We start from the raw sequence: 25,004 nt of genomic DNA on the forward strand, positions 1-25,004 counted from the left end.
GAACCGATCTCTCGGCCACCACGCCCAACGTTCCAGTGAAGCAGGAGCGGCGCCGCCAGCGGCGTCGCCGTCTCGATGGCCGCTTTATAGAAGCAACCATCTCAGACTGTCAACAACCTTCGTGAAGCTTTTTAGACAGAGAATGCGACCTGCGAAATTCGTCTGCATTTCAAAGGCTTTACGGCAAAAGTGGCGACACCGCTCGAACTCCGGGGCCCGGCACGCCCCACCGAAGTGGCCGCCTCCGGGCGGATCGGGCTGGCTTGCCGATCCGGCCATGGCAGCCCGGTCGGTCTCAGCAGGCTGGCGGCACTCCCGCGCCGCCAGGGTAATCGCGCCAAGCCGGCAGATCGTGCTCCGGCAGGCTCTGCGCCTGCATGATGGCGCGCGCCACGGCATGAGCCATCACCATGGCAGCGATCGTGCCGATGACCGTGACATCGGCCGCGACGCCAGCCGCCTTGCCGGTCGACAGCGCGAAGATCGTGTCGCCGTCGAACATGGTGTGGATCGGATTGATGCTGCGCGCGAAGCCGTCATGGGCCAACTGGGCGATCTTGCGCAGCTCGGCCTTGCCGAACGGGGCATTGGTCGCGATCGCGCCGATGGTGGTGTTGGCGCCGCCGAAGCCGGTCGCGCCATAGCCGCCCATCATCGCTGCGACGGTATCGCGGAAGCCCGTGCCCTCCCCGCTGCGCGCACCGGCAAGGATGCGACCGTTCCTGGGATCGTAGACATCGCCGACGGCGTTGACCGCGACGACCGCGCCAACGACGATCTCGGTGCCCGGTACCGTCCAGCTCGCCGTGCCGAGACCGCCCTTCATCGCGAAGCCTGGTCCGAAGAGCTTGCCGACGCTCGCACCGGCGCCGGCGCCGACATTGCCTTCGTCCGACGGCTCGCCCGTGGCGGCGAGGCAGGCGGCATAGCCCGCCTCGGCATCCGGCCGGATCGAGAAATCGCCGACGCCCAGGTCCATCAGCACCGCCGCCGGCACGATCGGCACCACGCCGGCACCAATCGGGAAGCCGTGGCCCTTCTCCTCGAGATAGCGCACGACGCCGGTCGCGGCCGCCAGCCCATAGGCACTGCCGCCGGAGAGCAGCACAGCCTGGACCTTCTGGACGTAGTTGCTGGGGTCGAGCAGGTCGGTCTCGCGCGTACCCGGCGCCGCGCCTCGCACATCGACACCCGCTACCGCGCCCTCTTCGCAGAGGATGACCGAGCAGCCGGTCGGGCGCGCGGTCAGCGTATGATGGCCGAGCCTGATGCCGGGCACATCGACGATGCAGCCGCCGAGAATTTCGCTTCGATGGTCAACGCGCATCGCCCTACCCTGTCCTTTTGTCACCGAGGTCGTCGTCTCCACCCGGGTCCGGCGGGTGAGAGGCGTTTAAATCGCATGGCTCCGGTTCGGCCCACGCAGCATCTCCTTCAGCGCCGGCAGGAGCAGGCCGAGCACCGAAACGCGCTCGGTCAGCACCTGCGCCTCCAGCAGGGTCCCGGCCGTGATCTGGGTGTCGGGGCCTGCCGAGGTCGTCCAGGCGAAGCCGGTGCTGGTGGATTTGTCGCGCGTCATCTCGACGGTGATCAGGAAGGGCGGGCCGCTGGCGGTCAGCTTCTTGACGAGGTCGTCATTGCGCAGGATGTGGCGCAATTGCTCGGGGCTGGCAGCGACGTCGGAGGTCTTAGAGACGACGCCCGAGATCGCGCCGAAGACATCGCGGCGAACCGAGGTCGGGTCGATCAGGGCGGTCATGCCTGTACGGATCTTCTTGCCGTCCTTGGCCGGGACGAGGACGGCCGCGACGAGGCGCGTGCCGCCGGGCCTCAGGCCGGTGAAGCTCTCGTCGACCGGCAGCAGGCTGACCAGCGCGGTGTCGAAGCGGATCAGGTCGCCCGGGAAGACCTTGAGCTCGGAGACGATGCCGTATTGCGTGCTGCGGACCACGGTGTCGGTGCGGACGCGGTCGCGCAGGCGGTCGATCTGGCGTTCCGACTGAGCTTTTCGCGTCGCCAGCGCGTGCAGCTCGCGCTCGTATTGCGCCTCGCGCTCGCGGGCCGAGAGGCTCAGCCCAAGCATCTCGCCGCGCTTGGTCGAGGTGCGTTCGAGCACCTCGGCAAGATCAGCCTTGACGTGGAGATAACGCTCGAAGGTGATGTTGCCGGTCTTGCGCAGCGCTTCCTGGCCTTCCGCCAGTTGCTGGAGCAGGACCCGGCGCTGGTCGAGCAGGTCAATCGTCTCGCGCGCATTGGCCTCCTGCTGCTTGCGGACGCCCTCGAACAGCTCGGCGGTCTGGGCCTGCAAGGCCCGGACGCGCGCTTCCTCGCGATTGATCAGATCGAGCTCGCTCTCGGCCAGCTTCAGCTCGGTGTCGAGATTCGGCTGGACGATCCGCGCGATCTCCTGGCCGGGCACGACCCGCTGACCGACATCGACGAGCATGTCGGTGACGCGCCCCTCATGCGCCGAGGCGACGGTGAATTCGAGCACGCCCTTGGAGCTCAAGATGACGCCCGAGCCGGAGACCGTGATCGGCACCTTGATGAAGGCGGCGGCGACGATGCCCGCGACAACGATCAGGCAGAGCGTCGCGACGGCGGCGAGATAGCCGGGATTGACCAGGCGCAAGCCGCTGGCGAGCTGCTCCGGCCGCCGCAGCGCGGCCTCTGCCTCGGGACGGAAGACATTCGGATCGTTCATCTGGCTTCGCGCCCCGGGGCGTGGAAGGTGGCGTGGCGGCGCATGATCTCGGCGGGGGTGCCGGTGCCGACGACGCTGCCGCGCTCGAATAGGATCAGCCGATCGGCCTTCGCCAGCGTCGAAGGACGATGCGCCACCAGGATGCGGGTCACGGCAAGACGCTCCAGCACACCGAGGATGTGCTGCTGGGAGGCGCCGTCGAGCGCGCTCATCGCTTCGTCGAGCACCAGGATCGAGGGCCTTCGCGCCAGCGCCCGCGCGATCAGGACGCGCTGGACCTGGCCGGTCGACAGGCCGGCGCCAGTCTCACCTATGATCGTGTGGAGTCCCATTGGCAAAGCGCGCAGCTCGTCGGCGAGCCCGACCTCCGCGGCGTAGTCCCAGGCCAAGGCGAGATCGATGCCGCTGACGCCGCGGATATTGTCGTAGATCGAGCCGGAGAAGAGCCGGCTGTTCTGCATGACGACGCCCAGATGCCGGGTGAGCTGCCGACGGTCGAGACCGGCAACATCGCTGCCGTCGAGCAGGACGCGGCCGGCATGCGGACGTTCGAGCCCGGTCAGCAAGGCAAGCGCGGTCGACTTGCCGCTGCCGGAGGCGCCGACCAGTCCGACGAACTCGCCGGGCGCAATGGCGAGATCGACGTCGCTGAGCACGCGCCGCGCGCCATAGAAGAAGCTGACACCGCTCATCTCGACCGCGCCCGACAGGCTTTCCACCGGAGCGCCGGAGGTGAGCGGTTCGATCTCCTGCTCGATCAGCGAACGGCCGAGCTTGGCCATCGGCATCAGCTTGGCCGAACCCATTACGGCATGGGCCAGCTCCTTGCCTGAGCGGACCAGCCGGCCGAGCGCCATCACGAAGACGATCGCCTCGCCGGCGCCGATATGGGAGGCTGCCCCGGCATAGGCGATCGCCGCGAAGCACAGGGCGAGCACGATCATGTCCCAGAACGGCTCGATGACGGCGAGCCGGTTGGAGATCGTGGCCGAGCGCATCAGCCGGCTCTGGAAGGCGAGGAAGTTCTCGCTCCACTGGCTGAAGGCGCGCTTCTCCAGCCGCGCCGCGCGCACGATCGGCACGAGCCGTACGAGATCGTAGACGAAGGCGAGGACGATGACGTCCATGCGCTCGCCTTCATAGATCGCCTTGAACTGGGCCCAGCCGATCAGGGCGGTGATCCCGAGCAGGACGAGCACCAGCCCGATCGCGACGAGCCCGGCGGCCGGCGAGACGAATGCGACGAGCGCCGCGGCCGCGAGCCCGTTGACCAGTGCCAGCATGCCGTTGGTCGCGAAGGCGAGGAGCGAGCGGCGGAATTTCTCGACCGTCTCCATCTGCGTGGCGAGGACCAGCGTGGTCGAGGCGCGCAGCGCAGCCGGCGGCAGGCGCAGCAGGCGGTCGACCATCGCGGCATGCAAAGCGAGTCCGGAACGGCCCTGCGCCCGCAGTTCCGCCAGCCGCCCGATCACGAAGAACGAGGTCTCAGCCATGAGCGCCACCGCAAGGATGGCGAGCAGATCGGCGAGGAAGACCGTGTCGGCGGTGTGGACGGCGATGTTGGCGATCTGCTCGGAGGCGATCGGCGTCAGCAAAGCGAGCAGGGCGCCGATGATGCCGCAAGCCGCCAGAAGCGCGAAATCCCAGGCACTGTCGCGCAGGCCGAAACGGGTGATCTCGCGATAGCTCAGCTTGCCGGCCGGCAAGGTCGCATAGAAGGCGAAAGCTTCCGGCGCGAAGCTATGCCAATCCGCGGCCTGCAGCAGGCGCGGCTTCGCATCGGTTTCGGGATCCTCGATCAGGAAGCCGCCGCGCAGGCGCGGTCGCAGGATCAGTGGACGGCGCTGGGCATCGAAAACGAGGAAGGGGCCGTCACCCTCCGGCTCTGCGCCGGTGTCGAGACGGATCGGGCGCGGGCGCAGACCATGGGTCGCGGCGAAACGCTCGATGAAGTCGTCCCGGTCCTCGCCGTCGCGCTCGCGGATCGGCAGCGGCTTGATCCGCTTTGCCTCGACCAGGCGCGTCGCGGCGATCGCGAGCGGGCTGTGCACCCCCGCGGGCAAGCGCCTGAAGCGGCCGGCGAGCAGGCGATCGAAGCCGCCGAGCGTCTCGGTGAAAGCCTTGTCGCTGCGCCGCGCCTGGGCATTCGCTTCCGATACGCTGCGCCGCTGTTCGGCCTCGAAACGTTCTGCGAGGATGGCGAACAACCTCTCCGTCTCGCGCGCATAGGTCTCGACATCCTCGGGATGGGCGAACGCGCCGGCCGGCGTTCCTGTCGCTCGCGACAGCGCCTCGAGCCAGAGGATCGCGCCATCGATGTCGCCGCCCGGATCGAGCGTCGCGCCACGGCCGGCCCTGACGAAGAAACGCGCCTCGTCCGGCCGCGCCGGCAACAGCGCGCCGACGGGGAGCGCCACGACGAAGCGCTGCCGGCCGTCCGGCAGCGCGAGATAAAGATCGGCCTCGCCCTCGCCGAGCGTGACGGGGGTGTCCTCGGTCAGCTCATAGGTCTGGCGAGGGGCGAGGCGGAGCGAGGGCGGCGAAGCGACCTCCATCAGGCATCCTCCGCCATGGCTTCGCGCAGCGTGGCCGCGGCTCCCTCCGAGGCCTGGTAGGCTCCCTCGATGTCGAGCGGGAACAATCTACCCTGGTGCAGCCCCTCGACCCGGTCGAGATGGCGGATCGCGCTCGCACGGTTGGTGAGCAGGATCATGGTAACGCCGCGCCGCCGCAGATTGCCGAGAATGCGCGCCTCGGTCGCTTCGTCGAGCGCGCTTGTGGCGTCGTCCAGGACCAGGATGTCAGGGCGGACGACGAGCGCGCGGGCGAGCGCGAGGCGCTGGCGCTCGCCGCCGCTGAAGCCGCCGCCGCCTTCGCCGATCAGCCCGTCGACCCCACCCGGCCGGCTGGCGACGGCTTCGGCGATCTCGGCATCTTCGAGCGCACGCTGGATTTCTGCATCGTCGGCCTTGTCGTCCCACAGGGTCAGCGCAGCGCGTAGCGAGCCGGCCGGCAGGAAGGGCTGCTGGTCGACATAGCCGACGCCGAGCCCGGCCGGACGCCAGTCGCCGGCGCGGGTTTCGAACGAGACCTCGCCGCTGACGGGCGCGACCAGCCCGGTCAGCAGGCGGGCAAGGGTGCTCTTGCCGCTGCCGGAGGCGCCCATGATGCCGATGCACTCGCCGGGCTCGATCGAGAGCTGGAGATCGCGCAGCAGGACCTCGCCATTGGAGTAGCCGAAGGCGACGTCACGCAGCCGGATGCGGCCGGTCGACGCCGGGGCTTCGTCCGCGAGCCGGGTCGCTTCCGCAACTTCACCGGCCCTGCCATGGTCGAGCGCATCGCCCAGCCGCCCGATCGCCGCCGAGGACTGGCCGATTGCCGTGCTGATCCCGGTCAGGGCCCCCAGTGCCGAGGAGAACAGCGAGGCCAGCATCAGGAAGCCGAGCAGCGTGCCCAGCGTCATCTCGGTCTTGATGACCAGCAGGGCGCCGAGGCCGAGCACGGCCAATGTCGTCGCCCGGCTGCCGAGATAGGGCAGCGCGGCGAGCAGGCGGATGGTGCGGCCGTTCTCCTGCTCCGAATTCACCAGCCGGGCCTGGGCCTCCAGCATCCGGTTGAAGAGCAGTCCCTCGCCGCCTCCTGCCCTGGCCTGCTCCAGCAGCGCCGTGCCTTGCACGGCCGCGGCATGGGCCTGGCCCGCCGCCATCTGCAGATGCACCGCCCGCTCCTCGACGCGCTTGCGCACCAGGCGCAGCACGGAAAATTCGAACACTGCGAACAGGACCATGACCCCGGTCAGCCAGAGATCATAAGCAAGCATGACGAGAAGATAGCCGAGCATGGCGAGGAGATGCGTCGCCATCTGCGCCATCGGGCCCGAGGCGACTCCCGCAAGCTGCGCCGCGAGCTGCGGCCGGCTCGAGATCTCGACGGCGCTGCGCCTTACGAAGAACTCATAGGGCAAGCGGAACAGGCGCCAGACGAACACCGCCGAAACCGCAGCGCCGATCTTGGTCTGCAGCAGCAGGAGGCCGCGCGTATAGACGGCGGCGAGCGCGGCATGCAGCGCGCCGACGGCAATCAGCCCGCCGAGCAGCGGCAAGAGCCAGTCGCCGCGCCCCTGAACGAGATAGTCGTCGACGAAGACCCGGGTCAGGCCGGGCACCAGCACGCCGAGCGCGACCATGGTCGCGCTGACCAGGATGACCGAGGCGAACATGCCGCCCGAACCGCGCAGCAGCCCCGCAAGGCGCCGGCTGGTCGCCGGCGGCTTTGGCGTTGGGCAGAATTCGGGACCGGGCCGAAAGGCCAGTGTCACGCCGGTGAAGCGCCGCCCGAATTCCTCGCGGCCGATCTCGCGTCGGCCATGGGCGGGGTCGTTGACGGTGAAGCCGCGCTGGCCGATCGCCTCCAGCACGACGAAATGGTTGAAGTCCCAGAACAGGATCTGCGGCAGCGGCAGCTCGGCGAGGTCCTCGACCTCGCGGCTATAGGCGCTGGCCTCGAGCCCACGCCGCCCGGCCGCCTCGACGATGTCGGCGGCCGAGACGCCGTCGCGCGAGACGCCGCAACTGTCCCTGACGGCATCGAGCGTCTCCCAGCGCCCGAAGGCAGCCAGAACCATGGCGAGGCAGGCCGCCCCGCACTCCGCAGCCTCCATCTGCAGGACAGTCGGAACCGGTCCGGCACGCCTGACTGGGCCTGGGCCGCGTTCAGCCATCGCGGCCTTCCGGCAGCAGTACTGCAACCCTCATTTCGCGCTTGCCCGCAGCGCCGCGAAGCCGATCTCGATCTGCTCGGCGCTCGAAGCACCGCGCTCGGCGGCCTTCGCCAGTTCGACATAGGCCGCCTTGAGCGCGTCGTCCGGATAGTCCGGAACCGGCCCGCCGGCGCGCTGCGCCACCTGCTTCTCAAGGTCGACCACCGTCAGGAAGGCGACGAGCCTGCTCTTGCCCTGCGCCAGGACGTTGTCGAAATAGCCGATGGTCAGGACGCGCCTGGCGGCCTTGTAGGCCTCGTCGAGCGACGCCCCCGGAGGATCGGCGTCCTTGGCCATGGCGGCGGCGCCGATCTTGCCGATCCACTCGGCCTGCGAGGCCGACCAGCCATCGTCCTTAGCCCGGCGGCTCAAGGTCTCCTCGACCGAGGCGCCGGGCTGCTGGACCTGCACCAGAGCCGGCGGCTGCGGGGGCATGGCGAACGGCACGAACATCATCTTCTCATCCTTCCGCAGCGCATGCCCGGCCCCTGCCGGATCAGCTCAGGCCGCGCTCGCTGAGCTCGCGGATCACGCCATAGCCGGTGGCGATCTGGTCCTCGGTGGAAAGCCCTTGTTCCGCCGCCGCCTCGACCGCACGGCAGGCCTCGAGCAGGATCGGGTCCGGATAGTCCGGCGCCGCGTCGCCGCGCCGCTCGGCGACCTGCTTTTCGAGGTCGATCACGGTGAGGAAGGCGGTGTAGCGGTTCTTGCCCTCGTCCAGGGCGTTGTCGAAATAGCCGGCGGCGAGCCTGCGCCGGGCGAAGGCATAGGCCTGTTCCAGCGCCTCGGTGCCCGGCACCCCATCGGCCACCGCCTGGAAAAGCGGCTGCTTGGCGAGCTTGTCCAGCCAGTCGGCCTGCGACTTCGACCAGCCCTCGGCCTCAGCCCGCTCCAGGATCTTCTTGCGCGAGCTGGCGTCGAGCTCGGCGGCGGCCGGCGGCAGGTCACGCGCCAGCTCGGCCTTGTAGGCGGCGATCTCCTCGGGAGAACTCTTGTCGTTGATCATCGCTCATCCTCTCGATTGTACGTGGCGACGCGCAGCGCGCCTCAGCTGAACAGGCCGCGGAAGAAGCCGCCGACCGGATTGTTGGTCAGATGGCCGAGGACCTTCGCACCGAAATTGCCCTTTTCGATGTCGCGGGCCGCATCCTGCATCGCCTGCTTGACGTTGCTCTCGATCTTGAAGTTGAGCTGGAGACCGATCCCGAGCGCGGCGCCGACATTCAGGCTTGCGGCGACCTTGCCGTCCTTGATCTCGAAATCGCCATCGAGCTTGGCGCCGATCTTGCCGATATAGGCGCCGGCGCCGATGTCGGCCCCGCCATTCTTGCCGTGGAAGCCGGTCGTGCCCTCGACGCCGACCCCGGCCGAAGCCTCGGCGCCGACGCCGATCTTGGCCTTGACCTTCCCGTCCTTGGCGAAGGGATTGAAGGTGACCTCGGCCTCGGCCTTCGCTTCGGCCTTCGCCTTGGCGTAGACCTCGAGATCGTTGCGGATGGTGTGGTCGCCGACCTTGGTCTCGCTGGTCAGGTTCGCCTTCACCGAAGCCTCGACAGAGGCCTTGGCCTGGAGTGACAGCCCGTCGAAGCCGAGGCGCGCACCGGCCTTGGCATTGGCCTCGGCATGGGCGGCGGCGGCGATCGTGTGCTTGTGCTCGACATCGCCGATCTTGGTGGTGTGCGAATGGCTGGCCTCGGCATGCACCTTGACCTTGGTCGAGGCCTCGGCGCTGACGCTGTTGGCCGTCACCACCGCCTTGGCGCTGTTCTCGAAGGACGCACCGGCATAGGCCTTGTTGGTGACGGTGGTCGACACGCCGTTGCCATGGTCGGTCGTCTTGCTCTTCTCGACGCCGGCCTCGGCGCGGATGTCCCAATGGGCGCTCGCGCCGCGGGCGACGCCGTTGGTGTAGGTGGTGGTGCCGCTTTCGGTCTTCACCTGGGCGACGGTGGTGCGCTCCTGGGTCACGTTGCCGTCGGTCGTCTTGACCTTGGTGATGCCGCCGGCCAGCACGTTCTCGCGCTCGTTGCTGTGCAGCTTGCCGGCAGCGCTGGCGGCATCCTTGTCCGCCTGCTCCAGCAGCTTCGAGCCGTACTGGTTGGCCTTGCCCCAGCCTTCGTTCGCCACCGAGCGGGCCTGGTCGGCGCGGGTCGGCTTCGGCGGCTCGACGCTCTTCATCGCCGTCTGCTTCGGCATGGTGTCTGCGCGGGGACGGGTTTCCTCGACCTTGTCCTTGCCGGTCTTGACCGGGTTGGCGCCGACCGAGTTCGAGCGCTCCTTGCCGGCGGTATCGCCCGCTGCCTTCTTCGCGGCCGCCTGGGTCGCAGCCTCGCCGCTGAGCTTCTCCTTCGAGCCCTGGAGCTGCTGCTTCGCCTCGGCGAACTTCTGCTGCGCGGCGTCGGAAGCGGCCTTGGTCTGCACCTCCCTGGCCTTGGCATCGGTGTGAGCGGTCGTCGCCTTCTCGGCCTTGGCCTGGTTGACGGCATCGCGATAGAGCGCGTCGCTATGCGCCTTGACCGCGTCCTTCATCTGGGCAGGGTCCTGCCTGGCGGCGGCGAGCTTGACGCCGGCATCGGTGGCCGGAACCCGGGCCGTGGCGATGTCGCGCTCGGCGTCGGCGAGGCGCTTGGCGTCGCCGGTATTCACGACCGAATCCTTCGCGTCCTTGTGCACCTTGTCGGCGTCACGCATGTCCTTGAGCGGGTTCTCGGCAGCCTTCTGCTGTTGCCGGGCCTGTTCCTGCTGCTCGGCCTTGTTGTCGGCCGTCTGCTTGGCCTTGGCCGCATCCCACTTGTCGGTCAGGGTCTTCTGCGCCTCGGCCTTCTGGGCCTTCTCGGTCTCCGCCTTGGCGGCGTCGCGGGCCGGGGTCGAGACGGAGGATTCCCACTTCTGGCTGGTCTTGCCGGTGGCGGGGTCCTTGACCGGGACGGTCTTCACATCGGCCTTGGCATAGGTGTCGGCCACGGCGAGCTTGCCAGCCGGAGCCGCGGTCTTGCCGTCGGAGTTCTTGCGGAAATTCGCCTCGATGTCCTTGCTGAAGTCGGGCTTGCCCTTCTTGCCGCCCTCGATCTCCTTCAGCTGCGCGTCGAGCTGCTTGAACACCGGATCGCCGGCCGCGGCCTTCGCCGCGACCTGGGCCGGGGTCAGGCTCTCCTTGGCCCTGGCATCCTGGCTCGACATCACGATCCTGACGCCGTCGGCATCGCCCTTCTGGCCCCAGGCGACGAAGGTGACACGGGCGTCGGCCTGCGGCTTGCCGGGGGTCTTCGCGCCGGCGTCGACGACCATGCGCAGGTCGAAGCGCTTGTCCTCGCCGTAATTGACCTTGCTTTCGAGCACGGTCGCCGCGGGCTTGGCGGGCGCCGCCTTCTCGGCGAGCGACGCGTCGAGCTTGACCTGCGACACGGGCGCCGGCGCCACGTCCTGCTTGCCGACCGTCATCGCGATCGCGAAATCGCCGTCGATATGCTTCTTCTCGTTCGGATTGGCGCCGCCGACGATCGACTTCAGCACGTCGAGCGAAATGGAGTCTTCCTGCCGACGCGACCTGCCGCCTCGATCGTGTGTCTGCGTCATGTCCGAACACGCGACGTTGGCCGCGTTCTCCCTCGTTGAGCCAATACCCGGTTGCCGTTGCTGCGCTTCTTGTTTTTGTCGGCTCAGGACCTGCGATCCCGGCCGATAATGACTGCCGAAGCACTAGCGGCGGACACATTGCCGTTGAGTTAAAAACTCGGATTTCCTTGCATTTCGATGACGCAACAGCGCCCTGCGATAGGCAAAAGCTAGAAGACGGCGCTTACATCAACCTTACGGAAGCGAGCGCCCGCAGCCGTGCCATCAACGAGCGCGCCAGCGGCTCGCGGCTCGAAAGGCCGGGCCACTCAACGAGCGGCGCTCGGCCGGAGCGCGCGCCATTTGCGATTGTTCAACGTTTGGACGGCTTATCTGGGCGCGCGTTTTTGGGCGGAATCGCCGGGGATCACTGAGCGAACCTCATCCCGGCAGGAGAGCGGGGGCCAGACAGCTTGTGAGAGTGCTGCTCATCGAAGACAATGAAGACCTCGCCAAGCTGATCGGCAGCCAACTGGAAGCCGGCGGCTACGGCGTCGACCGGGTCGATAGCGTCGCGGACGCGATCGCGGTGCTGGATTCCCGCAACTACACCGCCATGATCCTCGACCTCGGCCTGCCGGACGGCGACGGGCTGAAGGTGCTGCGTCATGTCCGCAGCCAGCAGCTTCCCCTGCCGGTGCTGATCCTGAGTGCGCGCGGCGCCATGGACGAGCGGGTCAAGGGCCTGGAACAGGGCGCCGACGACTATCTCGCCAAGCCCTTCGCCTTCGAGGAACTCAAGGCCCGGCTGGCGGCCCTGCTGCGTCGGCCCGGCGCCCTTCTCGGGGCACAGCTGACCGTGAGCAACCTCGTCTTCGACACCCACGGGCGGCAGGCGAGCGTCGAGGAAAGGCCCCTCGCCTTGTCGGCGCGCGAGACCCAGCTGCTCGAATTGCTGATGCGCCGCGCCGACAAGATCGTGCCGAAAAGCTCGGTCGAGGACCAGCTCTTCGGCCTCGACGACGAGTTCGGCTCCAATGCGGTCGAGGTCTATATTCACCGGCTGCGCAAGCGCCTGCAGGACGGCAAGGCGGCCGTGACGATCAACACGGTGCGGGGCGTCGGCTATGTGCTGACCGCGGTGGCCTGATGCGACCCGGCCGCAGCCTGCTGTCGAAAATCTTCCTGCTCCAGGCGGCGGTCCTGTGCCTGGCCGCCCTCGCGATGCCGGTTGCCATCGATGCGATGCTGCAGCGGCGCGCCTCCTTCTTCGAGGGCAAAGTCCTGACGGACCGGGCGCGGCTGGTGGCGGAGGGGCTGACCGCGACGGCGGATGGTGGGCTCGCGCTGGCGCCGGGGCGCTATTCGCGCGAAGGGGAAAGCGGCGAGTTCGGCTATGCGGTGGTCGACGCGACCGGCAGGACCCTGGTCACCTCCTCGGCCTTCGCCGGCCGCCTTCTCGGCGGCCTCGGGCGCGGCGAGGAGCCGGCCTTCTCCTCGCCGGCCGCGGGCGGACGCCAGTACCGGGCGGTGAGCTTCCCGGTGACGGTCGAGGACCGACCCTACTGGGTCAACCTCGGCTGGAATCTCAGCCAGGAGGACGTGATCCACGACGACCTGCTGCACAACTTCCTGTGGAGCGCCCTGGCCGTCGCGGTGCCGCTGCTCCTTCTGCTGCTGGCCCTGAACGCGCTGATCGTGAAGCGCTTCTTCCGCCCGGTGCTCGACGTATCCCGGCGGGTGGCGGCGCTCGATCCGGCGCGCAGCGACGCGCGTCTCGCGACGGCCGACCTGCCGGCCGAAGTGCTGCCGCTCGCCGAGGCCTTCAACGTCGCGCTGACCCGCGTCGAGCAGAGCTACAAGGTCCAGAAGGAGTTTACCGCCGACGCCGCCCATGAGCTGCGCACGCCGCTGGCCGTGCTGGATGCGCGCTTGCAGACCTTGCCGGCATCCGAGGAGCGGACGGCCCTGCTCGCGGATGCCCGACTGATGGCCCGCATCGTCAACCAGCTGCTCGACATGGCGACTCTCGAGCAGGAGAACCGGGCGGCCGGAGAGACCGACCTGCTCGATGTCAGCCGCTCCGTGGTCGGGGACCTCGCGATCGAGGCGATCCGGAAGGGGCAATCGCTCGGGCTGGTCGAGCCTGAAGGGCTGTCTAGTCTGCGTGTCCAGGCGCATGAGCAGGATGTCTGGCACATGCTGCGCAACCTCGTGGAGAACGCCATCCGTCATACACCGGTTGGCACCACGATCGACGTCGTCCTGGGCAAGGATGGCAGCCTGACCGTGCAGGACGATGGTCCGGGGATCCCGGAGGAGTTGCACGAGCACATCTTCAAGCGCTTCTGGCGGCGCAGGCGCAGCGGCGGTTCGGGCGCGGGTCTCGGCATGGCGATCGTCCAGCGCGTCGCCCAGTCCAATGGCGGCTCGATCACGCTGCGCTCGGCCGAAGGTCAGGGAACCGCCTTCATCATTCGCCTGCCGCTGGCGCAAGGAGCCGAAGCCGCCGCGGGACTCTCCCGCTCGCGCTGAGCAAGGGCCTGCGTTCATGAGGGTTGACGCGCCCGGTGCGCTGCTGGTCACCTGCCCCTGCGAACCGCCCGCGGCGGTGCGCTGACCCAGATCCACAGGAAAGGCCGCTGATGGACAACCCCGTCGTCGACAGACCGGACCAGAGCCGCTTCGAGCTGGCGATCGGCGACGAGCTCGCCCTCGCCTATTACCGGATCGAAGGCGACCGGATCGTCCTCACCCATACCGAAGTCCCCCAGGCGCTCTCGGGCCAGGGTGTCGGCTCGCGTCTGGCGAAGGGTGTATTCGAGCGGATCCGGGCGAGCGGACGCAAGGTCGTGCCGCGCTGTTCCTTCATGGCCGGTTGGGTGAGCCGGCATCCGGAGTACAACGACATCGTCGACGGCTAGGCCGCGTCAGCGAGCCTCACCCTCGAGGCCTGCACAAACCTTGCGGAGCGCCGGGCAGAGCCGGTAGGTGGGCGACGCCGTCCAGGCGCGCGACGAAACCCGTGCGAACAGCCGGCATCCCATGCCGACCGCAGCGCCCGCCGGCGCTGCGGCAGCCGCCCCTCGACATCCGGGGGGGCGTCGACCTCGAGAGCCCCTTTCATGCCGACCGAACAGTACCTGCTGACCCTCTCATGCCCTAACCGCCCGGGCATCGTCGCCGCCGTGTCGCGCCATCTCTTCGAATGCGGCGGCAACATCCAGGAGGCCAACCAGTTCGACGATGTCGAGACCGGCGACTTCTTCATGCGTGTCGTCTTCAATTTCCCGGAAGGCGGTTCGCTCGCGCAGTTCCGCGAGGGCTTCGGCGCGATCGCCGAGCGCCATGCGATGAGCTGGCATGCAAGGCCGCGTCGCGAGCGCCAGCGCGTGCTGCTGCTGGTCTCGAAATTCGACCATTGCCTGGCCGACCTGCTCTATCGCTGGCGCACCGGCGAGCTCGACATGGAGATCGCCGGCATCGTCTCGAACTATCCGCGCGAGATCTACCAGCACCTCGATTTCGAAGGCATCCCCTTCCACCATCTGCCGATCAGCAAGGACACCAAGCCGCAGCAGGAGGCGCAGATCTGGGCGCTGGTGCAGGAAGCACGCGCCGACCTCGTCATCCTCGCCCGCTACATGCAGGTGCTGTCGGACGATCTCGCCGGCAAGCTCGCGGGACGCTGCATCAACATCCACCACTCCTTCCTGCCCGGCTTCAAGGGCGCCAAGCCCTATCACCAGGCGCATTCGCGCGGGGTGAAGCTGATCGGCGCCACCGCTCATTACGTGACGGCCGATCTCGACGAGGGGCCGATCATCGAGCAGGACATCGAGCGCATCAGCCATCACGACACACCCGAGGATCTGGTCCGCAAGGGCCGCGACATCGAGCGGCGCGTCCTCGCCCGCGCCGTCGCCTGGCATCTCGACGGGCGCGTCCTCGGCAATGGCAGCAAGACCGTGGTCTTCCGGGACTGACGCCCAAGCCTCGACGGACGCCGCAAGGCACAAGGCAAAGGGAGCAGACCGAGGGCTGCTCCCTTTTGTCAGGCGTTGTTCCGGCGCGTCGAGGATAGCGCCTGGGATCGTGGCCCTACAGTACGACCACCTTCGAACCGCTGGGTATGCGGTTGTAGAGGTCGATCACGTCCTGATTCATCATCCGGATGCAGCCGGACGACACGGCTTCGCCGATCGTCTCGGGCTCGTTGGTGCCGTGGATGCGGTAGAGCGTGTCCTGGCCGTTCTTGAACAGATAGAGCGCGCGGGCTCCGAGCGGGTTGTTCTCGCCGCCGGCCATGCCGCCCGCCCATTTGGCGTAGCGCTGCGGCTCGCGCCGGATCATGTCCCGCGTCGGCGTCCAGCGCGGCCATTGCGCCTTGCGCTCGACCACGGCCGTGCCGCTGAATTCGAGCCCGGCCTTGCCAACGCCGACGCCATAGCGCAGCGCCTTGCCGCCCTCCTGCACCAGATAGAGGAAGCGGTTCTTCGGATCGACGATCAGCGTGCCGGGCTCGTGCTTGGTCCGGTAGTCGACAAGCTGGCGGACATATTGCGGCTGCAGGTCCTCCAGATTGACGGCCGGGATATTGAACTTCTCGGTCTCGACCGCGCTGTAGCGTTGCGCCACCAGCGGGTCGATGGCGGGCGCGGCGGCGACCTGTGACGGCAGCGGCCGCACCGTGGTGCAGGCGGCCGCCGACAGGGCAAGGGCGATGACGGCGAGGCGCTTCGCCGACAGGAGGGCGCGGATCATGCGAGGCTTTCGGCTAAGGACGTAGGAAATCGGGGTGAGCGGCCGGGGCGCGACTATTTCTTGGCCTGCCGGGCACGGGCATCGGCTACGGCCTGCTTGAAGCCGTCATAGTCCAGCGTCGAGGTCCGGAACGGGCCGATGAGATAGGCCGGCGTGCCTTCGAGGCCGATGGCGTCGGCCTGGGCGAGATGACGCCGGAGCAGCGCGGTGATCGCGTCCGACTTCGCCTTGAGATCGGCCTGGAGCCTGGTCATGTCGACGCCGGCCGCCTGGATCGCGCCAAGGATCTTGTCCTTGGGAATTCGCATGCTCGGCAGCGCCATCAGCGCATGGTGCACGGTCTCGTACTTGCCCTGGTAATGCGCACCGAGCGCAAGCTGGGCGCCGTAGACCGAGGCGTCGCCGAGGATCGGCCAGTCCTTGTAGACCAGCCTGATCCTGCCGTCGGTCTTGACGATGCGGGCGAGATCGGGAGCCGTCTTCTTGCAGTAGGGGCAGTTGTAATCGAGGAAGGCGGCGATGGTGACGTCGCCCTTCAAATTGCCGCCATTGGGCGCTTCGGGATCGTTGAGCACCGCATCGGCGCCGGTCTCCACCGCCCAGGCCGAAGAGGCTCCCAGCAGCATCGGGACGCTGGTCATGGCGAGACCGGAGACGGCCAGTCGGGCGAGAGCAGTGCGGCGGTTCATCGGCAACTCCAGCAGGACGAGATGGTCGGGCCCGGCGTCCGGCGGCAAGATGCCGGCCAGACATTGGCGACCTTTCGATAGGTTGAAGCCGCCCTGTCGAAGCTCCAGCTTAAGCCAGCCTTAAGGCTGGGCTGTCTGGTCGCGGGCGAAGGAGCGAGCGCATGCGCATTCTCGTGGTCGAGGACGACCCGATCCTCGCCGACGGCCTCGCGGTCGGCCTCGGCCTTGCCGGAATGACCGTCGACCGGGTGGAGACCTGCGCCGATGCCCGCGCCGCGCTCGCGACCTCGACCTTCGACGCCATGGTGCTCGACCTGATGCTGCCGGACGGCTCGGGGTTGGACGTGCTCGGCGAGATGCGCCGGCGCGGCGACCGGACCCCGATCCTGCTGCTGACCGCGATGGACGACACACCCGACCGCGTCCGCGGCCTCGACAGCGGCGCCGACGATTATCTCGGCAAGCCCTTCGACCTCGACGAGCTGAGCGCGCGCGTCCGGGCGATCGCCCGGCGCGGCAATGGCCGGGCGGCGCCCTGCCTGACCGCCTGCGGCGTCGTGCTCGACCCTGCCAGCCTCTCCGCGACGCTGAACGGGGCACCGCTCAGCCTCTCGCGCCGCGAGTTCGCGGTGCTCTCGGCCCTCATGGAACGTCCTGGCATCGTGCTCTCGAAACCGGAGATCGAGGACCGACTCTATGGCTGGCAGGAAGAGATCGAGAGCAATGCGGTGGAGGTCCACATCCACCATCTGCGCGCCAAGATCGGGCGTGACACAATCGAGACGGTGCGCGGCCTCGGCTACCGGATCAGGGCCACCTCATGAACTCGCTGCGCGGACGGCTCTTTGCGATCCTGCTGACGGCGACCGGCGTGATCTGGCTCTCGGCCGTGGCCTGGATCTATTCGAACACGCATCGCGAGCTCGAGCATGTCCTCGACACGCGCCTGCAGGAAGCGGCGCGGATGGTGAACTCGCTGGTCGGAAGCGCCAATATGACGGTCGCCATGGCCGCCCTGCCCGGCCCGCAAGCCGAAGCCCTGGGCTATGAGCGCCAGCTCTCCTGCCAGATCTGGTCCTTCGACGGCCGCCTGATGGCGCGCTCGAGCGGCACGCCGCATGGCCGCCTGACGGAGGTTCCCTCGGGCTTCTCCGACCGCATCGTCGATGGCGAGCCCTGGCGCGTCTACACCGTCGCCAACGAGGCGGCCGGGATCCACATCATGGTCGGCGACAGGCTCGGCCTGCGCGATCGTCTCGTCTCCGAACTGATCAAGGGGCTGCTCGCTCCCGCCCTGCTGATCGCGCCGCTGCTCGGCCTGCTGATCTGGATCAGCCTCGGCCGGGGGCTGCGCCCGCTACGGGCGATGGCGCATGACGTCGGCACCCGCGATGCCGACGATATGAGTCCGGTCGACGCCGCCCATGCGCCCGCCGAGGTGAAGCCGCTGGCCCAGGCCCTGAACGGGCTCTTCGCCAAGGTCGAGACGGCGCGCCGGCACGAGCGCGAGGTCACCGCCTTCGCCGCGCATGAGCTGCGCACACCGCTGGCGGGACTGAAGACGCAGGCTCAGATCGCGATGGCGACCGAGGATCCGGCGGTGCGGCAGGGAGCGCTGCAGCGGATCGTGCTGTCGGTCGACCGGACGACGAGACTGGTTCGGCAATTGCTGGCGCTGGCGAAACTCGATGCGAACGGTCCGGCCCCGGCCCGGGAAGCCCTGCAGGCGGTCGCGCTCTTCGACGAGATTGCCGACAGCGCGCCCGGCGCCGCTCAGCAGGTCTCAATCTCGTTCGATCCTGCCCTCCGAAGCGTGACGATCCAGGCCAGCCGCGAACTCCTGACCCTGGCGCTGCGGAATCTGCACGAGAACGCGGTCCAGCATTCGCCGGCCGGCGGCAGGATCGTCTGGCGAGCAACCGCGAGCGGTCACGGCATCGCCATCGAGGACGAGGGACCGGGGATTCCCGAGGACGAGATGGCGCTCGTCACGCAGCGCTTCTTCCGCGGCCGGCACAAGAGCGCGATCGGCACCGGGCTCGGCCTCGCCATCGCCGATGCCGCCGCCAGGCGCCTGGGCGCCTCGCTGCGGCTGAGCAATCGGGCGGATCGCTCGGGCCTGCGAGCCGAGATCGAAATCGGCCCCTGAGCCATCGCGATCTCAGCCTTCAGAAGCGGCGTCCGCTCAACCGCCGCGGGCTTCGACCACCTTGCGACAGCCATCCGAGAGCTTCGCCTTGTTGTCGCGCAGGCAGGCGTTCATCTGCGGGGGCTTGCCGACGAAAGAAGCACAGAACTTCATCGCATCCGAGCGGCAGGCCGCGCGCTCCTGCGCGGTGGGTTCTCCCTGGGCGAGCGCGCCCGGAGCACCGAGCAGCAGAATGGCGCAGGCGACGAGAAGAGACCTGTTCATCGGATCGTCCTTTCACCGTGAGCATCCGGCCCGGGCGGTCCGGGCGGGCAGAGTGGTCGGAACATCACGGCCGATGCCATGGTCAGGGCGCCGCCGCGGAGGGTTTTGCAGTCAAGGGCACGGCAACGGTGGCGGCATCCGGGGCCGCCGCCGGCATGTCGGCGGGCGGTGCGACCGGCAGCTCGGCGACCGAGACCGAGGCAGGCCCCGGACTGCCGGTCATCCGCGACTCCTCGGCGACCTCCTCGATCAGATGCCGCACCAGCGGCGGCACGCGCTCGATCGCCGGCGCCACCATGTCGAAGCCGAAGCCTATGCTGCCGCCGGTATCGTCCTGCGGGTCGACCCGAATGACCGCGATGTCGCCGACGATCGCGGCATGGATCGTCGGCTCGCTGCGCAGCGCGGCGACCGCATTGCGCCTGAAACGGGTCATCCCCGCCTGTCCGGGCAATGTCGCGAAGGGCACTTCGACCGTCACATGCACCAGCCGGCGGCTATGGTTGGTGACAGTGCCGAGTTCGCCGAGCGGGATGGTGTGGACGCGGCCCGACTGGTCGCGCAGGCGGACGCTGCGCAGGTTGATCTGCTCGAGCCGGCCGCAGCGGCCGGCGGCCTCGATGGTCTCCCCCAGCCTGAAGACGTCGTCGAGCATGTAGAACACGCCGGAGACGATGTCCTTGACCAGCGTCTGCGAGCCGAAGCTGATCGCGAGGCCGACGATGCTGGCGCCGGCGAGCAAGGGCGTGGTGTCGATGCCCAGGGTCGAGAGCGCGACCAGCAGGAACACCACTCCGATCACCCCGATCGCGACGAAGCGCAGGATCGGCAGCACGGTGGTGAGCCGCGCCATCCGGTCATCGCTCGGATCAGAGCCGGGCCCGGCCTCGCCCGGCGTCAGCTTCGCCTCCGTCCAGACATGGATCACGGCCGACAAGGTGACGGCGAGAACGAGGATGAAGGAGGCGAAGGTCAGGCGGTGCGTGAAGCTGAGCCAGGCCTCCGGCGTGAAGCCGCCGAACACGTCCCGCCACCAGAACTGGATGACGATGCGGACCAGCAGCGCCGCCGCCAGCGCATCGACGACGACCCGGACGACGAAGAAGCGGCGCATGATCTCGGGCTTGCGGGAATCGCGGATGCTGACCGCCAGCGCCCGATCGAGCGCGACTGCCAGCAGCAGGATCACGATCATGCCGACCGCACCGCGGTACAGGTCGAAGTCGAGCTCCATCCAGCCCCAGATCCAGAAGCTGAACAGCAAGAGGACCATGCCGGAGGCGAGCAGGCGCGTCAGCATGGGCAGACCGTGCCGGCCGAGATTTCGCAGCAATCGCAGGGCCGCCAGCGCCATGCAGAGCGCCACGATCCAGGAGATCAGCCGCAGCGAGGGCAGCGGCAGCCCCATGCGCTGCGCGGCGCCGAGCAGCGCGTTGTGCAGATGGCCGACGGCGAAGATGATGCCGAACTGCCAGACGGCCTTGCGCGCGCCGTGATCGTCGACCGCGACCAGGCGCAGGCGCCGCATCGTCGGCTGGAACAGGATGTACAGGAGCGTCAGCAGCAGCAGCCAGCGGATCAGCCCGGTGGTCAGATCGCTCGGGAAGGTGCTCGTGCCGGGTTCGATGCCAAGGACGCGAACCAGAAGAAACCTGCCGGTCACAGTCGCGGCGAGCACCACGAGCGCATCGAGCCCGGTCACCCGCGTGATCCCGGCGAAGGCCGAGCGGGCGGCGCCGGCGCGCTGGCGTCGATGCCGGAGCAGGTGCCCGGTCAGCAGGTAGACGGCGAGCACCGCGCCGGCGACGAGCAGTCCCTGGGCCAGGATCACCCAGGCGGAGGGCGTGCCCGGCATGATGCGCCAGAGCGCGTCCGGAAGCAGCGGCGCTGCGTCGAGCGCGGCCAGGGCCTCCGCCTCGATGCGCTTGAGCAGCAGCGTCACGCCGTCCAGCGGCGAGGCCATCGCCGAGGCCGGCACCGGCGGTGCAGCCGGAACTGACGGGCCGCTTTGCATGCGGCGCTCCCCATTTTTCGCGCATCCACGCAGCTTGCTGCTGCTTCGGCGAAATCAGCGGGAGGGCCGATGCGCTACCACCCCAACGTCATGGGATAATCGAAGACGCGGCCGCGATCCAGATTGTCGCGGCCGGTTCCGTCGTCGCCGACACACGGCGCAGCCCTCAGGCGCTGCCGGCGATCGCCTCGATCTTCTCGATGCCACCGAGCTTGGGCGCGAACGAGGTCCAGACCTTGCGGGCACCGGCCTCCCAGCCGGCCCGGTCCTCCGGCTGGGCGACCTTGCCGCCCTCGGCCTTCGCCTTGGCCATCGAAGCCTCCTCGTCGGCGACGATGAGCTCGTCGAAATAGGCCGCGCCTTCCGCTGCCGCAGCCGCCAGCGCCGCCTTGTCCTCGGCCGAGAGCGACTTCCAGAAGGGCGCGGAAACGTAGACGACGCCCGTCGCCCAGATATGGCCGGTCTCGATCAGCCAGGGCACGACCTCGTGCAGCTTGAAGCCGACATAGGCCGATTTGGTCAGGTCCATCGCGTCGACGACGCCGCTCTTCAGAGCGTTGTAGGTCTCCGGGATCGGAATCGGGGTCGGGAAAGCGCCGAAGCCCGACCAGAGTTCGGTGTGCAGCGGGCTCTGGATCACCCGGATGCGCTTGCCCTTGATGCCGGCCGGGGTGGTGATCGGCTCCTTGGCGAGGAGATGGCGGGCGCCATAGTTGATGAAGCCGAGGACGACGAAGCCCTGCGCCTCGTACTTCCCCTTGAGCTCGCTGCCGAGCGGGCCGGCGAGCACCCGCTTCAGGTGCCCGCGATCACGAAACAGGAAGGGCAGATCGAGGATCTGGCCGTCCGGCACCCAGCCCGACAGCGCCGAGATGGTCGAAAGCGAGGCCTGGACCGAGCCGAGCTTGATGCCTTCGGCGACCTCCTTCTCGCCGCCGAGCGCGGCATTGGCGACGATGCGCAGGTCGAAGCGGCCCGGCGCGGTCTTTGCAAGGATCTCGGCGATCCTGCGCCAGATCTTGGTCTCCGGCTTGTCGTCGCCCAGCAGCGAGGCGACCGTGACCGGCCTGCCGGCGGCGAGGCCTGCGCGGGCTGAGAGGATGACGGGCGCTGCGACGAGCCCGGCGGCGATCCGGCGGCGGGTGAAGGACATCAGAACAGCTCCTTGATCGAAGGCGGAAGCGAAGGCCAGGCGGCAGCGCCGAGGCAGAGGACGGCGAGCGCCGCAAGCAGGCTGGCGAGCAACGGCAGCACCGCCCTGAACACCGCCGCTGCCGGCACGCGAGTGATGCCGCTGACGACATAGACGAGGATGCCGAGCGGCGGCGTCAGCCCGTGGATCATCAGGTTGACGACGAGGATAACGCCGAACTGGATCGGATCGAGGCCGGCAGCGATCGCCACGGGCAGCATCAACGGCGCGAGCAGCAGGATCGCGGCACCGATGTCGAGGAAGAGCCCGGCGACGAGCAGGACGAGGTTGGCCAGCAGCATCACCGCATAGGGCCCGCCGCCGAATGCGGTGACGAGAGCAGCCATGTGCTCGGAAACCCGGTCGACCGCGAGCAGGAAGGCGAAGGGGGCCGAGGCCCCGATCAGCAGGCCGACCGCCGCCGCTTCGCCGGCCGAGCTGCGCAAGGCCCGGCCGACGCCGGCGAAATCGAGGCTGCGCAAAGCAAGGCAGACGACGAGCGCATAGGCGACGGCCAGAGCCGAGGCCTCCGTCACCGTGACCACGCCGAAGCGGATGCCGACCACGACGACGACGCCGAGCCCGATCGCGGGCAGCGCCCCGACGAAGCTCTTCGCCCGCTCGCCCGCGCTCGCCTTCGGTGCGGTATCGACCACGCCGCGGATGCTGAGATGGATGCCGATCGCCAGCGCCGGCACCAGCACCGCCCCGGCGACGAAGCCGCCGACCAAGAGCGAGCCGACCGAAAGATTGGTCGCCGCCGCCAGGATCAGGAAGGCGATCGAGGGCGGGATGATGTTGTCGAGCATCGAGACGCCGGCGACGATCGCCGCCGCATTGGCCGGCGGATAGCCGCGCGCCACCAAGGCCGGCGCCATCACCTTGGCGCCGAAGGCGGCATTCGCCACCGAGGAGCCGGACGCGCCGGAAAACAGCGTGCTGGCGACCAGCGCCGTCTGTGCCAGACCGGCGCGCCAATGGCCGACGAGCGATGCGGCGAAGCGCACCAGCCGCTCGGCGAGGCCCCCGGCAGTGAGGAGCTCGCCGGCGAGCAGGAAGAAGGGGATCGCCAGCAGCAGGAACTTCGAGACGCCGGAGACGGTGTTCTGGACGATCGCCGGCTCGGGCAGCATGCCGCCGAACGGGCCGGACAGCGAGACCCCGGCGAGCAGCGCGAAGGGCAGCGGCGCACCAATCAGCAGGCCGATCCCGGCCGCAAGCGCCGCAACCAGGCTCGGCGTCGTCAGTGACAGGCCCGTCGTGCTCTGCGCGGCGAGGTAGAGGCCGAGGCCGAGAAGCAGCGAAGCCAGGGCCGCGGCCACCGAGCGGTCGAGCGCGGCGCGCCAGAGCAGGAGCAGCACCGTCAGCCCTCCGCCGGTCGCGAATGCGGCGAAGCGCAGGCTCTCGGGCAGGCCGAGCACGGTCGAGGTGCCGCCGACCAGCGCGGCGACGCCGGCGCCGCCAATGGCGATCACGAGCGCACCATGGACGGCGATCGCATCGGCAAGGATCGCCGCCAGACGCTGCCCGCCTCCCGGCAGCAGCCGGACCAGCACGTCGAGCCGCATCGACAGGGCGCTGGTCGCCGCCAGTGGCATGCCGAGCGCGACCAGCGCGACATTGAGCCAGATCGCCAGCTCGTCCGACCAGATCAGCCCGGCGCCGAAGAGATAGCGGCGCAGGACGGCCAGCATCACGATGGCGAAGAGCAGGCCGAGCACGGCAGCGCCCAGCCATCCCAGCACAGCCGAGACACAGGCGAGCCCGCGCTCGCCCGGTCGGCGGAGCACAGGCGGATCAGGTGTTCGGGCTGCGGCGAGGCTCACAGCGTCAGCGCAGCGGCGAAAAATCTGTCGGCCGCAGGATGCGGCTGCGCATCTCCAGCACATAGGGCGCGGCCTTGGCACGGAACTCCTGCCAGCGCGGATCGGCCTCCATCGCCGCGCGCCGGCGCTCGCGGTCGCCGGCGTCCTCGAAGCGCCACATGTGGACGACCTCGTTGACGACGCCGCTATCGGTGGTGAACCAGCCGATCAGCTGTCCGAGATGCGAGATCTGTAGCGCCATCCCCTCCTTCACATAGAGGTCGAGATAGTCGCGGACATGGGCCGGCTTGATGGCATAGGTGCGCTCGTCGAGGATCATGATCCAACCTGTTCCTGGGCCGCAGCGGGACGGCGCCGCAACTTTTCGAATGCCCGGACCGGGCAGGCAACCGCCGAGCCGAAGGCCGGCGCGGACAATCGCGGCGGGGTCCGGGCCGGTCAATAGAAACAGCCACCTTAAAGAGCCGTCATCTTGGGAGGAATTTCCCCGGAGGGTCCGGCAGCGCCCTGCGGCAACGCGCCCGTCGCAGCGAAATTGACGCGCCGCGCCGCCATGCTATCGAAGGAGCAGGAGAGCAGATCTTGTCCGCAGTGCGCCGCAAAGCAGGATGGAGCCGGTTGGCCGCGATCGCCACCGCCTATCTGCTCGTGCTGCAGGCGGTGTTCGGCGGCCTCGCCTCCGGGGCGCACGCCGCGGGCATGAGCCTCGACCGCTCGCTGGGGATGACGCTCTGCGCGCCCGGCGAGATGCCGCCCGGCGATGACGGCGCCGCGGCCCATGAGATGCCGAGCTGCTGCATGCTCGGCTGCTTCCTCTCCGGCTCCGGCGCGCCAGCCACGACCGCCGGCTTCAGCCCGGTCGTCCATCGCCCAGTCGACCTGATCGCCTTCCAGCTCAGGCGCGACCTGCCGCATGGCTTTGCCGCCGGGCGCTCGCCGGCCAATCCGCGCGCACCACCCGCCGCCATCTGAGCCGCCCGCGCAGACGCGCCGGCAGCTCCACGCCCTTCCACGCCAAGCCGCCCCGCTTTCGCAAGGCCGGCGACCGCGTGGCGTGCAAGGGCGATCCTCTTCGCAATCAGCGC

Annotated in this window: 20 protein-coding genes and 1 pseudogene; 7 read left to right on the plus strand and 14 right to left on the minus strand. The window is 68.8% G+C overall.

What is annotated here, in order from left to right; all coding sequences use genetic code 11:
* Positions 1-295: 295 nt before the first annotated feature.
* From RKE40_RS13575 to RKE40_RS13605, 7 genes and pseudogenes are all read right to left on the minus strand, one after another.
* Positions 296-1,306: pseudogene (locus RKE40_RS13575) on the minus strand (P1 family peptidase); the annotation flags it as partial.
* A gap of 87 nt (positions 1,307-1,393) precedes the next feature.
* Positions 1,394-2,704, minus strand: coding sequence for an NHLP bacteriocin system secretion protein (locus tag RKE40_RS13580; protein WP_316018768.1), 1,311 nt, complete (start codon positions 2,702-2,704; stop codon positions 1,394-1,396).
* The gene (locus RKE40_RS13585; RefSeq protein ID WP_316018769.1) at positions 2,701-5,259 is read right to left on the minus strand and encodes an ATP-binding cassette domain-containing protein; all 2,559 of its coding nucleotides are present in this window, start codon (positions 5,257-5,259) and stop codon (positions 2,701-2,703) included. The genes RKE40_RS13580 and RKE40_RS13585 overlap by 4 nt, the downstream gene beginning before the upstream one ends.
* Positions 5,259-7,427, minus strand: a complete 2,169-nt coding sequence (locus tag RKE40_RS13590; RefSeq protein ID WP_316018770.1) for a cysteine peptidase family C39 domain-containing protein — start codon at positions 7,425-7,427, stop codon at positions 5,259-5,261. Before RKE40_RS13590 ends, RKE40_RS13585 begins: the two co-directional genes overlap by 1 nt.
* A 30-nt stretch (positions 7,428-7,457) precedes the next feature.
* Positions 7,458-7,922, minus strand: a complete 465-nt coding sequence (locus RKE40_RS13595) for a hypothetical protein (protein WP_316018771.1) — start codon at positions 7,920-7,922, stop codon at positions 7,458-7,460.
* A gap of 40 nt (positions 7,923-7,962) precedes the next feature.
* Positions 7,963-8,472 (minus strand): hypothetical protein, encoded by a 510-nt coding sequence (locus RKE40_RS13600; RefSeq protein ID WP_316018772.1) that lies wholly within the window; start codon positions 8,470-8,472, stop codon positions 7,963-7,965.
* 41 nt (positions 8,473-8,513) lie between these two features.
* Positions 8,514-11,042: a hypothetical protein gene (locus RKE40_RS13605; protein ID WP_316018773.1), complete on the minus strand. Its 2,529-nt coding sequence runs from the start codon at positions 11,040-11,042 to the stop codon at positions 8,514-8,516.
* A gap of 454 nt (positions 11,043-11,496) precedes the next feature.
* On the opposite strand from RKE40_RS13605, the gene RKE40_RS13610 reads away from it, so the two are divergent.
* The 4 genes from RKE40_RS13610 to purU all read left to right on the plus strand — a co-directional run bounded on the left by RKE40_RS13610 (position 11,497) and on the right by purU (position 15,007).
* Entirely contained in the window at positions 11,497-12,171 is a 675-nt protein-coding gene (locus tag RKE40_RS13610) for a response regulator (protein WP_316018774.1), read from the plus strand.
* Positions 12,171-13,556: a sensor histidine kinase gene (locus RKE40_RS13615; protein ID WP_316018775.1), complete on the plus strand. Its 1,386-nt coding sequence runs from the start codon at positions 12,171-12,173 to the stop codon at positions 13,554-13,556. The genes RKE40_RS13610 and RKE40_RS13615 overlap by 1 nt, the downstream gene beginning before the upstream one ends.
* A 110-nt stretch (positions 13,557-13,666) precedes the next feature.
* Positions 13,667-13,945, plus strand: coding sequence for a GNAT family N-acetyltransferase (locus tag RKE40_RS13620; RefSeq protein WP_316018776.1), 279 nt, complete (start codon positions 13,667-13,669; stop codon positions 13,943-13,945).
* Between the two features lie 201 nt (positions 13,946-14,146).
* Positions 14,147-15,007, plus strand: coding sequence for a formyltetrahydrofolate deformylase (purU, locus tag RKE40_RS13625; protein ID WP_316018777.1), 861 nt, complete (start codon positions 14,147-14,149; stop codon positions 15,005-15,007).
* 115 nt (positions 15,008-15,122) lie between these two features.
* Here the strand turns inward: purU and RKE40_RS13630 are convergent, their stop codons facing one another.
* On the minus strand, positions 15,123-15,785 hold the full coding sequence (locus RKE40_RS13630) for a L,D-transpeptidase (RefSeq protein WP_316018778.1): 663 nt from the start codon (positions 15,783-15,785) through the stop codon (positions 15,123-15,125).
* Positions 15,786-15,838: 53 nt separating this feature from the next.
* A complete protein-coding gene (locus RKE40_RS13635; protein ID WP_316018779.1) occupies positions 15,839-16,474 on the minus strand; it encodes a DsbA family protein in 636 nt (211 codons plus the stop codon).
* Positions 16,475-16,635: 161 nt separating this feature from the next.
* Here RKE40_RS13635 and RKE40_RS13640 point away from each other — a divergent pair, with 161 nt between their 5' ends.
* Together RKE40_RS13640 and RKE40_RS13645 are read left to right on the plus strand one after the other, a co-directional pair.
* Positions 16,636-17,298: a response regulator gene (locus RKE40_RS13640; RefSeq protein WP_316018780.1), complete on the plus strand. Its 663-nt coding sequence runs from the start codon at positions 16,636-16,638 to the stop codon at positions 17,296-17,298.
* On the plus strand, positions 17,295-18,623 hold the full coding sequence (locus RKE40_RS13645; RefSeq protein WP_316018781.1) for an ATP-binding protein: 1,329 nt from the start codon (positions 17,295-17,297) through the stop codon (positions 18,621-18,623). The genes RKE40_RS13640 and RKE40_RS13645 overlap by 4 nt, the downstream gene beginning before the upstream one ends.
* A gap of 36 nt (positions 18,624-18,659) precedes the next feature.
* Here the strand turns inward: RKE40_RS13645 and RKE40_RS13650 are convergent, their stop codons facing one another.
* The 5 genes from RKE40_RS13650 to RKE40_RS13670 form a co-directional block, all read right to left on the minus strand.
* Entirely contained in the window at positions 18,660-18,887 is a 228-nt protein-coding gene (locus tag RKE40_RS13650) for a cysteine rich repeat-containing protein (RefSeq protein ID WP_316018782.1), read from the minus strand.
* Positions 18,888-18,969: 82 nt separating this feature from the next.
* Entirely contained in the window at positions 18,970-20,901 is a 1,932-nt protein-coding gene (locus RKE40_RS13655; RefSeq protein ID WP_316018783.1) for a mechanosensitive ion channel family protein, read from the minus strand.
* Positions 20,902-21,067: 166 nt separating this feature from the next.
* Positions 21,068-22,057 carry a TRAP transporter substrate-binding protein gene (locus tag RKE40_RS13660; RefSeq protein ID WP_390893366.1) on the minus strand — a complete coding sequence of 330 codons (990 nt, stop codon included), beginning with the start codon at positions 22,055-22,057 and terminating at the stop codon, positions 21,068-21,070.
* Positions 22,054-23,982, minus strand: a complete 1,929-nt coding sequence (locus tag RKE40_RS13665; RefSeq protein ID WP_390893363.1) for a TRAP transporter large permease — start codon at positions 23,980-23,982, stop codon at positions 22,054-22,056. The genes RKE40_RS13660 and RKE40_RS13665 overlap by 4 nt, the downstream gene beginning before the upstream one ends.
* Entirely contained in the window at positions 23,924-24,238 is a 315-nt protein-coding gene (locus RKE40_RS13670; protein WP_316018786.1) for an NIPSNAP family protein, read from the minus strand. The genes RKE40_RS13665 and RKE40_RS13670 overlap by 59 nt, the downstream gene beginning before the upstream one ends.
* Before the next feature lie 299 nt (positions 24,239-24,537).
* On the opposite strand from RKE40_RS13670, the gene RKE40_RS13675 reads away from it, so the two are divergent.
* Positions 24,538-24,891, plus strand: a complete 354-nt coding sequence (locus tag RKE40_RS13675; protein ID WP_316018787.1) for a hypothetical protein — start codon at positions 24,538-24,540, stop codon at positions 24,889-24,891.
* Positions 24,892-25,004: the final 113 nt, after the last annotated feature.

The sequence above is a fragment of the Allobosea rubneri genome (assembly GCF_032464875.1).
Lineage (GTDB): Bacteria > Pseudomonadota > Alphaproteobacteria > Rhizobiales > Beijerinckiaceae > Allobosea > Allobosea rubneri.